Here is a 10,511-nt window from a genome sequence, read left to right on the forward strand (position 1 = left end):
ACCCCATCTTCGCCTACGGCCGCGTGCTGAACGCGGATGGCTCTGGCCACCCGGTCGAAGCGATTGCCGTGGACCGCTCGCCGCACAGGTTCGACATCCCCACGGAATCGTGGCCGGTGAACTTCACGCCCTTCTCGTCTGTCTCCGCGAACGACGCCGGCGACTTCACACTGGAAATCCTCAAGGGGGAATCCGACCCCACCCCGGAGACCGTGGACGAGGGATACCGCTTCCGCATGGCCCTCCCCCTGGACGCCACGGGCCAGGGCGCCTTCCTCTCCTTCTCCTTCGATGACGACGTGGAGCTGCCGCCCCTGCAGCCCTGGGTGGCGAACCTGGCGGCGGCGCCCGGCCCGCGCCTCACCTTCGAGCCCGCGCCCCCCAGCCCCACGCGCCCCATCGCCGCCCAGCCGCCGCTCACCATCGACAACGGCACCGGCGGGGAAGACACGCTGGAGCCCTCGGTCCCGCGGCCTAGCGCGTGGCTGAGCAGTGGCGGCGCGACGTTCTGGTACCAGTGGGACGCGCCCTCTCCTTGGGAGCCCAACCCCTACGTGATGGAGGATTTCGCCGCACCGCAAGCGCAGCTTCGAGCCCTGTCCGTGGGCGGTTGGGGCTTCAAGCCGCTGGGCGCCGAGGGCAGCTACGTGAGCTTCCGCATGGAGTGGCGCACGGGCCGGATTCCTCTCGGGGCCGGCGCCCTCCGCCCCATCAGCCGAGGCGCCTCGTGCCAGCCCTCGCCCACGGACGTGTGTCCCTGGACGGACGGAAAGCCAGACGCGGTGAGATTCGATGGGGCGAATTCGGATCCGAGGGGTCCGTCCAGGACCGAGGAGCTCCGGCTCTCACTGGCCGCTCCCGCGCGACTCAAGCGGGCCGTGGTGCGCGCGCTGGATTTCCCCCTGCAGTTCCAGGCCACCGCGAAGGTGCGCCTGGAGGGGAGCGCGGATGGAGAACATTGGAGCCTCCTCCAGGAGGCGCCTGTCGATGCCGTGGAGATCACGCGGCACGTGACCTGGCGCACCTTCGGGACCATCGCCGACTACAGCGCGAAAGACAGCCCTTACGGCGACCCTCCCTTCAATCCCGAAACCGAGCCCCTCTATCTGGATCTCCCCCTGAATGACATTGGGCCCGTGCGTTACGTCCGACTCACCGTGCCGCAACAGACAGAGACCCCCATCAATACATGGGGCATGAGCCGACTGGGGGAGCTGTCTCTGTTTGAGTGAAGCGATGGCCCGGAGGGTGTTGAAACGCAGGTCTGCGCAGACCCTCCTTGAGACTCCGTGGGGAAGATGGGCGGTGCGGAAAATAAATCGACCGGGTCGGTGACAGTTCTCAAACCGAAAGGTGTTGCAGGGGGCGCATGCCCTCTCCCCGCGCCGTCGCACTCCTCCTGCTCGCATCGCTCGCGCTCCCATCGCTCTCGCACGCCCAAGGTGTCCCCTCTGGCACAAGTGCGCCCAAACAGGTCGAGGTGGATGTCCATGCCACGGATGGAGGCACGGGCATCTCCGCGGACGATGCCCAGCGCCTGGGCCTCACACCCACCGGAGGCGAAGCGGTGCTCGTCCCGCCCACCCTCCTGGCCGACTCGCCCGCGGCGTGGCCCGAGGGACTGGAGGGCACTCCGGGCGAGGTGACGCTGGAGCTGCTCGTGGACGAGCAAGGCCACGTCGCCGAGTCGAAGGTCGTTCAAGCTCCGAGCGAGCCGCGCCTCGTCGACGCCGCCGTCGCCGCCGCGCCCGGGCTGCGCTTCACTCCTGCCACCCTGGGAGGCACGCCCGTCTCCGTGCGGCTGCCGTTCGTCTATCGCTTCGAGCCGCCTCGCGTCGTCGAGGTCGCGGTCACCCGCGTCTCCGGCGTGGTGCGCGCGCGCGGCACTCGGCGCCCCCTCGTGGATGCCACGCTCTTCCTCGACGGCAGCGCCACCCCCGCCGCCACCACCGACACGGAAGGCCGCTTCACCCTGGGCACCTCCGCTGGCGCGCATCGCATCGAGGTGCGCGCTCCGGGACACAAGCCCGCCACCTTCGAGGAGACGCTCAGCTCCGGCCAGGTGCTCGAGGTCGTCTATCGCCTCCAGCCGGGCGTGGTGAATCCCTACGAGACCGTGGTCCGCGACGACCGACCGCGCACCGAGGTCACCCGCATCACCCTCCATGAGCAGGAGATTCGCGAGGTGCCCGGCACCATGGGCGACCCCTTCCGCGTGGTGATGTTGATGCCGGGCGTGGGCAGCATCGCCTCCGGCATCAGCTATCCCGTCGTGCGCGGCAGCCAGCCCGCGGCCACGGGCTTCTTCCTCGACGGCGTGCGCGTCCCCATGCTGTACCACTTGCTGCTGGGGCCCGCGGTCATCCACCCGGACTTCCTCGACGCGGTGGACTTCTATCCCGGCTCGCCTCCCGTCCAGTACGGACGCGTGCTCGGCGGCGCGGTGGAGGGACGTCTGTCACGCCCTCGCGAGGACCGACTCCACTTCACGGCCTACGCGGATCTGCTCAACAGCGGCGGCTTCATCGAGTACCCCATCGAGTCCACCGGCACCAGCATCAGCGTGGCCGGTCGCTTCAGCTATACCGCGCTGCTCCTCTCGCTCACCACCCACGCACTCGACCTCAAGGACGCGGAGCTCGTGCACGCGGGCTTCTGGGACTACCAGGCGCGCATCGAGCAGAAGGTCGGCGCGGGGCGCGTGCGCCTGTTCGCGCTGGGCAGCTCGGACAACGTGGGGGTCCGCCCCGAGTGGCTGGCGGACGCCGAGGGCGGCAGTGTCGCGACGCGCTTCCAGCGCGTGGACCTGCGCGGCACGCATCCGCTGGCGGGCGGCGAGGGCGAGCTGGGCCTCACCTTCGGCACGGACGCGGTCGGCCTCGAGGGCGAGCAGACGGTCATGGCCCCGGAGACGCGCGTGCTCTCGCGCGAGAAGGTGGGCGAGTATGGATTGGAGCAGAAGAGCTTCGCGGCGCGCGCCAGTTGGAAGCGCATGCTCTCGGACGACCTGGAGCTGCTCGTGGGCGGCGACGTGGAGCACCGGCGCGCCGCCACGCACATCGACGGCTCCGCGCGGCCTCCTGGCTGGCGGCCCGGTGAAGAGGCGGATCCGCTGAAGAACCCCTCGTCGATCGCGACGTTCGCGGGCGCGTACGCGTCCGTCACCTGGAAGCCCGCCGAGCGCTGGCTGGTGCTGCCGGGCGTGCGCGTGGACACCTATCATCTGGTCCCGGGAATCACGCACACAGCCGTGGAGCCGCGCCTCACCGTGCGGCACGAGCTGACCGACACGCTCACGCTCAAGGGCGGAGCGGGCCTCTTCCACCAACCGCCCACCGTGCTGCTGCACATCCCCGCGATGGACACCGCGGGCCTGCGCTACGGGCTCCAGTCCGGCGCGCAGATGGACGTGGGCGCCGAGTGGAAGGCGACCGAGGGACTGGAGCTGAACGCGGACGTCTTCTACAACCCGCTGTCGCGCACGGTGGAGTTCGACCTGACGGACGTGGCGGAGAACCGCCGCCGCCACGACCTGCTGATGAAGGACCCCGCCGCCAGCGGCTATGCCTACGGCTTCGAGCTGATGGTGCGCCACCCGATGGGCCGCAACTGGTTCGGCTGGGCGTCCTACAGCTTCCTGCAGAGCAAGCGGAACATGCGCATCAGCCGCATCGGCGACAACAACCAGGTGGTGGAGACGGTGGAGGGGACCCTGCCCTTCGCGTTCGAGCAAGCCCACGTCTTCAACGCCGCGCTCAGCTACAAGTTCGGCAACAACTGGACGGTGGGCACGGTGGTCCACTTCAACACCGGCCGCCCCGAGTCCGGCGAAGTCGCCTCGCTCACCCAGCGATTGGTGAGCGCCCCTGTCTCTGGGGAGCCTGACACCTGGGTGCGGCAGGATCGCGACCGCGCCGAGCGACTGCCGCCCTTCTTCCGCGTGGACCTGCGCGTGGCGAAGTCGTGGGCCATGGAAGACTTCAACTTCGAGGCCTACCTGGACATCCTCAATGCCTCCGTCCAGCAGGAGGTCCTCTCCTACGAATACTCGTACCAAACGACGGTACAGGACGAGAAGGAGGTCCTCGCGCCCGTCCGCAGGCCGATCGGAATCCCGGTCATCCTCCCGCTGCTCGGCCTGAAGGCCTCGTACTGACCCACGAACAGACAGAGACGCGCCGAGGCCCGCGACGAGCCCCGGCGCGTCATCAGACGCGAGGGAAGGACTAGAAGGGCACGCCGGGCCAGTTGCCCACGATGGGCTGCGGATAGCCCGTGTCCGCCTTGTCCGTCGCGATGTCGTAGCGAACGAACTCGCGCCCCTTGAAGAAGTACGCCTTGGTGTTGTCGTAGTTCACGACGTACTCGATGCCGCTGGTCCACACGCCCGGCCAGTGGCCCGAGATGGGCTGCGGATAGCCCGCGTCCACCTGGTCCGTCGCGACGTCGTAGCGCAGGTACTCAGCGCCGCGGAAGAAGTAGACCTTGCCGTTGTTCCAGCGCACCACCGCGTCCACGTTCGTCCAGGTCGCCGGCCAGCCCGGCCACGCCCCCGCGATGGGCTGCGGATAGCCCGCGTCCACCTTGTCCGTCGCGATGTCGTAGCGCAGGTACTGGTTGCCTCGGAAGAAGTACGCCTTGCTGGTGTTCCAGCGCACCGTCGCGTCCACGTCCGTCCAGCTCGCGGGCCAGTTTCCCCAGCCCGCGGAGGTGGTGGCGGGGAAGCCGTTGTCCACCTTGTTGGTGGCGATGTCGAAGCGCGTGTAGGTGCCCGCGTTGAAGAAGTAGAGCTTGCCGTTGCCCCAGTCCACCGCGTCCTTCTTCGTCGTCGCGTACGTGGGCGAGCCGTAGAACTGGCGCGCCCCCGCGATGTCCCCCGCGCTCAGGTTGCCCGCGTTGTTCCAGCTCGGGTTGCAGTAATTCATGATGGAGGACGCGTCCCACGGCCCCACCAGGATGTCGCCGTTGCTGCCCTGCGGCGCGTCCAAGCAGGTGGCGGGCTTGTCCGGACGGTTCTGCTCATGGGCGAAGCCCAGCGCGTGCCCGAACTCGTGCGGGGCGATGGCGCGCACGCAGAACTCCACCGTCGTCTTGCAGCTGGTGCTCCAGTTGTTGAACGTGGAGTTGAGCACCATGCCGCTCGTCACGCCGTTGAGCCCGTTGCCCAGGCCCACCGTGTGCGGCCCCGTGTCCGAGTCGAGGATGTGGATTCCGCTGGCGCCCGCCACGCAGGTGCCCCAGCCCGTGAAGTCCACGTCCGTCACCGTCTCCCAGGTCTTCTCCACCTGGTCCTTCACCCAGCCGCGCGCCGCCGCGTTCGCCGCCGTGGGGTTCTCCCAGCACACCGGGATGCTCAACGTCTTCCAAATCCTCGTCGAGGCGGCGTACAGCTCCTGGCCCTCGACTCGCACCTCGGAGGACACCCCCGGAGGACTCGCCCCCAGCTCGCCCTCCGCACCGCAACCACTCATCCCCAGGCCCAGGGCGCTCAGGGACACCGTGAACAGGGACCACCGTCGCAGCTTCCGCATGCTCCGCTCCTCGCGCATTGCCGTCGTTTCGTGACAGGAATCAGCCTGGCGGCAATCTCAAATCCAGAGCCGTCAATGCCGACTTCGCAGAAATAGCGGAACTGCCTGATAGAACAAGGGCGCCCCGGGTGGGTGCCACACCCGGGGCGGACGCATCCGGCTAGTAGCAGGCGGAGCGGTAGCTGGTCATGTAAATGGTCTGCACGCCCCAGGAGCGGACGTTGCCATTGCAGTCGTACCACCAGCCGCCCACATGCTGGGTCATGGTGGCATCGGAGTAGTACTCGCGGCTCTCCTGCTCCATGCCGGTGCCGGGGTCATCCGCCCGCGCATCCGTGGCCACGAAGAAGCCCGCGGTAGCTCCCAGGAACGTGGCGACCGCAGTGAACAGCAGGGAGCGACGAAGGGGACGAACGCGCATGCTGAATCTCCGGAAGTGTGGTGAAAGCATCCCCATCTGGGGACCTCGTAATCCTGGATAGTCTTCACCATCACGTCAAACGGCGCTTGGGCTGTCTACCTGGGAACGCTGGCCTCCATCCACTGGGCAGGACTTCGACAACATCCTGAAACTCCTGCGATTTATGCCTTTCCCGCGAGCCGACGGGTTCGAATAAATCAAGAAATAAAGGCGACTCCGTTCTGTCCGGAGAGCGGTGACAGCGGCCAACCGCCGGAGCGAGGGACGGGATGATCACGCTGACCTGGCCCCTGGGGCAGCTCTTCAAGACGCTGGCCTCGTTTCTGGGCGTGCTGGTGAGGCAGGTGCTCTACATCACCCCGCTGTTCTGGTTCCTGGAGCTGTCGGAGAACGTGGCGTGGCGGTGGATGAACGGGACCTGGGGCTGGGTGTACCCGGAGTCACCCTACGAGTGGTTCTCGTTCAACAGCCTGTTCCTGTGGGCCGCGGCCGTGACGATGCTGTGGGCGCTGCACCACTTCTGGTTCTATCCGCGGCGCGTGAAGCTGTGGCAGCGGCTCATCACCAGCACGGTGATTGGCTGGATGGGCGAGTGGTTTGCCGGCTTCATCGCCGCCGAGGTGTTCCACCACCCGCTGCAAATCTGGCCCAACTCCCAGCTCGTCTACGTGAGCTTCAGCGCCCTGTTCTTCTGGCTGAGCAACACCATCCTGTACCACCTGCTCACCCTGAACGTGGTGGAGCTGTCGCCCGCGTACGACCTGCACCTGGACGAGCAGGCCGCCTGAGCCTCCCGCTCAAGCGCCCGGCGCGTCCAGGGGCAGCTTGAGGCGCGCTCGGCAGCCTCGGCCATCCGGTCGGTTCTCCAGGCGCAGGCTGCCGCCATGCGCCTCGGCGATCTGCCGGCTCAACGCCAGCCCGATGCCGTTGCCCTGCGGCTTGGTGGTGAAGAACGGCACGAAGAGGTTGCCGGTGTCCGCCAACCCCGGCCCTTCGTCCTCCACCCAGACCTCCACCGAGCCGGGGGCGTGGACGCCCCACGAAACCCAGACACCGTTGCCCTTCTCTGGCTCGGACTGCACGGCGTCCACCGCGTTGCGGACCAGGTTGATGAGGAGCTGCTCCAGCTGGTCTTCGTCGCCGCGCACCACCAGCACCGGGCCCGCGCGCACCGACACCAGCGAGCGCTGCTCCAGCGCCACCACGCGGCGCACCCAGGGCTCCAATGACACATCACGGAGCACCGGAGGCGGCAGCTTCGCCAGCCGCGCATAGGCAGACATGAAGCGCGCGAGCGACTCCGAGCGCCGGGCGATGATGCCCAGCCCCGAGCGCATGTCGTCCTCCCAATCCGAGGCGCGCGGCCCGGGAGACAAGAGCCCGCGCAGCGAGTCCGCGATGGACTGGATGGGCGCCAGGGAGTTGTTGATTTCGTGGCTCAGCACGCGCACCAGGCGGCGCCACGCCTCGCGCTCCTGCTCCCGCAAAGCCAATCGCAGGTCCGCCACCACCACGAGCTGATGCGGCAGGCCACCCTGACGGAACGAGCCCCGCCGCAGCTCGTAGGGGCCGCCCTCCTCCGAGAAGCCACGCGTCAACCGACGCGGCGCGGGCCCCTCCAGCAGATCCGCCAGCCCCAAGGCTCCAGCGCCCTTGCCCACGAGCTGGGCGCGCGAGTGGCCCAAGAGCTTCTCACCCGCCCGGTTCACCAGCCGCAGCGTGCCCGCCACGTCGAAGGCGAGCACCCCGACGTCGATCTCCTCCATCACCTGCTCGAGGAGCGCGCCCGCCTCCATCGCGCCCAGCCGCTGCTCGCGCAGCGTGTCGCCCAGCGCGTTCACCTCCAGCAGCACCTCGCCGAGCGCGTCACCGCCGCGGGCGCCTCGGCCGCGCACCGAGTAGTCCCCCTCGCGCAGCGCGGCCAGCAGGTTGGCCAGCGAGTGCAGCGGACGGACGATGCGCTCGCGCAACGCCAACCCACCGCCGGCATAGAACCCCAGGATGAGCGCGGAGAGGGTCCACTGGACCTTCGCGCTCAGCGCACCGGCCCACACCAGCACGAACGCCACGACCACCGCGGGCAGGCCCGCCAGGAGCGCCAGCCCCAGCACCTGCACGTCGTGCGGTGGCGGCGCTCGCTGTGGCTTCACCGAGCGCCCTTGATTCCGTAGTACTGGAGCCGGCGGTACAGCGCGCTGCGCGACAAGCCCAACCCCTTGGCCGCGTCACTCACGTTGCCCTCATGCCGCGCCAGGGCGCGCTCGATGAGGTAGCGCTCCACCTCCTCCAACGTCATCTCCTCCAGCCGCGACGTGCCGCCGTTGTTGCCCCCGCGCTTGAGCAGCAGGTCCTCGGCGAGCACCTCATCGCCCGTGGCCATCAGCAGCGAGCGCTCCACCGCGTGCTCCAGCTCGCGCACGTTGCCGGGCCACGGATAGGCCAGCAGGGCCTCTAGCGCGCTCGGGGCGAGCCGCATCTGGGGACGGCCGTACCGCTTGCCGTGCTCGCCCAGGAAGTGCGAGGCCAACAGCGGGATGTCCTCGCGCCGCTCGCGCAGCGGGGGCAACTGCACCTCCACCGTGTTGAGCCGGTAGAGCAGGTCCTCGCGGAAGCGGCCCTCGGCCACCGCCTTCGCCAGGTCCACGTTGGTGGCGCTCACCACGCGCACGTCCACCCGGCGCGTCTTGGAGGAGCCCACCGGGTGCAGCTCACCCGTCTGGAGCACGCGCAGGAGCTTCGCCTGCTGCGTGAGCGGCATGTTGCCAATCTCATCCAGGAACAGCGTGCCGCCGTCCGCCAGCTCGAAGCAGCCGATGCGGTCCGCCTTCGCGTCCGTGAACGCGCCCTTCACGTGGCCGAACAGCTCGCTCTCGAAGACGCCCTCGGACAGGCCGCCCGAGTTCACCGCCACGAACGCCCGGTCCTTGCGCGTGCTGGCCGCGTGCATCAGCCGCGCGACGACCTCCTTGCCCGTGCCGTGCTCGCCGGTGACGAGCACGTTCGCGCCCGAGGGCGCCACGCGCTCGATGAGGCGGCGCACCGGCTGCATCGAGCGGGACTCGCCCACCATGGAGGGCAGTCCGCCCTGGCCGCGGCGCAGGTGCTGGTTCTCCTCTTCCAAGCGGCGGCTGCGCTTGAGCGCCTGCCCCAGCTCCAGTTGGGTGCGCAGCGTGGCGAGCAGCCGCGTGTTGTCCCACGGCTTCTGCACGTAGTCGCGCGCGCCGGCGCGCATGGCCTCCACCGCGCCCTCCACGCTTCCCCACGCCGTCATCACCACGATGGGCAGCGACGCATCCATCCCACGCAGGCGCGAGAGCAGGTCCAGGCCCTCGCGACCGGACGTCGTGTCACGCGCGTAGTTGAGGTCCATCAACACCAGGTCGACGTCCTCGGCGTCCAGCGTGGCGAGGACGCCCGCGGGCGACTGCGCGGTGACGATGGAGTAGCCATCGCGCTTGAGCAGCAGTCGGAGCGCGTCCAGCACGTCCGCCTGATCATCCGCGAGCAGGATGCGAGCGGCCCGCGAGGCGGCCACGGGTTCCGGTGAGACAGCGGGGGCAGCAGAGGTGGACTCGAACACGGGGGTCACCAACGGATGGGGAGAGAATGTGCCAGAAAGCAGGGTGGCTCGGGGATCGCCGTTCCCTGGGTCGCCCAATCGCCCAGGGAGCAGGCGACTCAAGGGGCCGGAGTGGACTGCATCCAGCCATCCGCGAGCCGGACGATGCGGTGGCCATAGGCGGCGTTGGCGTCCGAGTGCGTCACCTGGACCACCGTGGTGCCCGCCCGGTTGAGCTCCTGGAAGACCTCCATGATCTGCTTCGCCTGCCCGGAGTGAAGGTTGCCGGTGGGCTCGTCCGCGAGGAGGACCTTGGGGTTGGAGATGAGCGCGCGGGCCACCCCCACGAGCTGCTGCTGACCGCCCGAGAGCTGCGAGGGGAACAGGTCCTTCTTCCCCACGAGTTGGAAGCGGTCGAGCATGTCGCCCACCAGCGCCTCGCGCTCGGCGCGCTTGAGGTCGCGGTAGGACAGGGGAACCTCCAGGTTCTCCGCCACCGTGAGGGTGTCCAGCAGGTGGTACTGCTGGAAGACGAAGCCGATGGTGCGCCGCGCCAGCTCCGCCCGCTCCTTGGTCTTGAGCGAGTGCACGGCCTTGCCATCCAGCCAGTACTCACCGGTCCACTCGGCGTCGAGCAGGCCCAGGATGGACAGCAGCGTGGACTTGCCCGCGCCCGAGGGGCCCATGAGGGTGACGAACTCACCGGGCTGGATGTCCAGGTGGATGCGGCGCAGCACCCAGCTGCGGCCTCCCGCCAGGGGATAGGACTTCTCCACATCACGCAGCCGCATGAGGGGTTCGGACATGATGCTCACTCCGCGCGCAGCGCGATGATGGGGTCCACCTGCGTCGCCCGACGCGCGGGCAACCAGGTCGCGAGGAACGCCACGCCGCTCAACAGCGCCGCCACGCCCACGAACGTCCACGGGTCATACGCCGTCACCCCGTACAGCATCGACCCCAGCAGCCGCGCCAGGCCCAGCGACAGCATCAGCCCCAG

9 protein-coding genes are annotated in these 10,511 nt (G+C 68.9%); 3 read left to right on the forward strand and 6 right to left on the reverse strand.

Annotation, left to right across the window (positions count from 1 at the left end; translation table 11 throughout):
- Both JGU66_35880 and JGU66_35885 read left to right on the forward strand, forming a co-directional pair.
- The coding region (locus JGU66_35880) for a hypothetical protein (protein ID MBJ6766163.1) at positions 1-1,232 on the forward strand (1,232 nt) is incomplete at its 5' end.
- Positions 1,233-1,369: 137 nt separating this feature from the next.
- Positions 1,370-4,156, forward strand: a complete 2,787-nt coding sequence (locus JGU66_35885) for a TonB-dependent receptor (protein MBJ6766164.1) — start codon at positions 1,370-1,372, stop codon at positions 4,154-4,156.
- A gap of 70 nt (positions 4,157-4,226) precedes the next feature.
- Here the strand turns inward: JGU66_35885 and JGU66_35890 are convergent, their stop codons facing one another.
- Positions 4,227-5,531: a hypothetical protein gene (locus JGU66_35890; protein MBJ6766165.1), complete on the reverse strand. Its 1,305-nt coding sequence runs from the start codon at positions 5,529-5,531 to the stop codon at positions 4,227-4,229.
- A 160-nt stretch (positions 5,532-5,691) separates the two neighbouring features.
- A complete protein-coding gene (locus tag JGU66_35895) occupies positions 5,692-5,952 on the reverse strand; it encodes a DUF4859 domain-containing protein (protein ID MBJ6766166.1) in 261 nt (86 codons plus the stop codon).
- Between the two features lie 269 nt (positions 5,953-6,221).
- On the opposite strand from JGU66_35895, the gene JGU66_35900 reads away from it, so the two are divergent.
- Positions 6,222-6,740, forward strand: a complete 519-nt coding sequence (locus JGU66_35900) for a hypothetical protein (protein MBJ6766167.1) — start codon at positions 6,222-6,224, stop codon at positions 6,738-6,740.
- A gap of 9 nt (positions 6,741-6,749) precedes the next feature.
- On the opposite strand, the gene JGU66_35905 is transcribed toward JGU66_35900, so the two are convergent.
- From JGU66_35905 to JGU66_35920, 4 genes are all read right to left on the reverse strand, one after another.
- Positions 6,750-8,102 carry a PAS domain S-box protein gene (locus JGU66_35905; protein ID MBJ6766168.1) on the reverse strand — a complete coding sequence of 451 codons (1,353 nt, stop codon included), beginning with the start codon at positions 8,100-8,102 and terminating at the stop codon, positions 6,750-6,752.
- The gene (locus JGU66_35910) at positions 8,099-9,544 is read right to left on the reverse strand and encodes a sigma-54-dependent Fis family transcriptional regulator (protein MBJ6766169.1); all 1,446 of its coding nucleotides are present in this window, start codon (positions 9,542-9,544) and stop codon (positions 8,099-8,101) included. Before JGU66_35910 ends, JGU66_35905 begins: the two co-directional genes overlap by 4 nt.
- An 86-nt stretch (positions 9,545-9,630) precedes the next feature.
- On the reverse strand, positions 9,631-10,317 hold the full coding sequence (locus tag JGU66_35915) for an ABC transporter ATP-binding protein (protein MBJ6766170.1): 687 nt from the start codon (positions 10,315-10,317) through the stop codon (positions 9,631-9,633).
- Between the two features lie 5 nt (positions 10,318-10,322).
- On the reverse strand, positions 10,323-10,511 hold a 189-nt coding region (locus JGU66_35920; protein ID MBJ6766171.1), incomplete at its 5' end, for a hypothetical protein.

The sequence above is a fragment of the Myxococcaceae bacterium JPH2 genome, from assembly GCA_016458225.1.
Classification (GTDB): Bacteria; Myxococcota; Myxococcia; order Myxococcales; family Myxococcaceae; genus Citreicoccus.

Coding starts and splice junctions, on each gene's coding strand:
- JGU66_35915 (MBJ6766170.1), bottom strand. CDS start 10,317: ATGTCCGAACCCCTCATGCGGCTGCGTGATGTGGAGAAGTCCTATCCC.
- JGU66_35900 (MBJ6766167.1), top strand. CDS start 6,222: ATGATCACGCTGACCTGGCCCCTGGGGCAGCTCTTCAAGACGCTGGCC.
- JGU66_35890 (MBJ6766165.1), bottom strand. CDS start 5,531: ATGCGGAAGCTGCGACGGTGGTCCCTGTTCACGGTGTCCCTGAGCGCC.
- JGU66_35885 (MBJ6766164.1), top strand. CDS start 1,370: ATGCCCTCTCCCCGCGCCGTCGCACTCCTCCTGCTCGCATCGCTCGCG.
- JGU66_35895 (MBJ6766166.1), bottom strand. CDS start 5,952: ATGCGCGTTCGTCCCCTTCGTCGCTCCCTGCTGTTCACTGCGGTCGCC.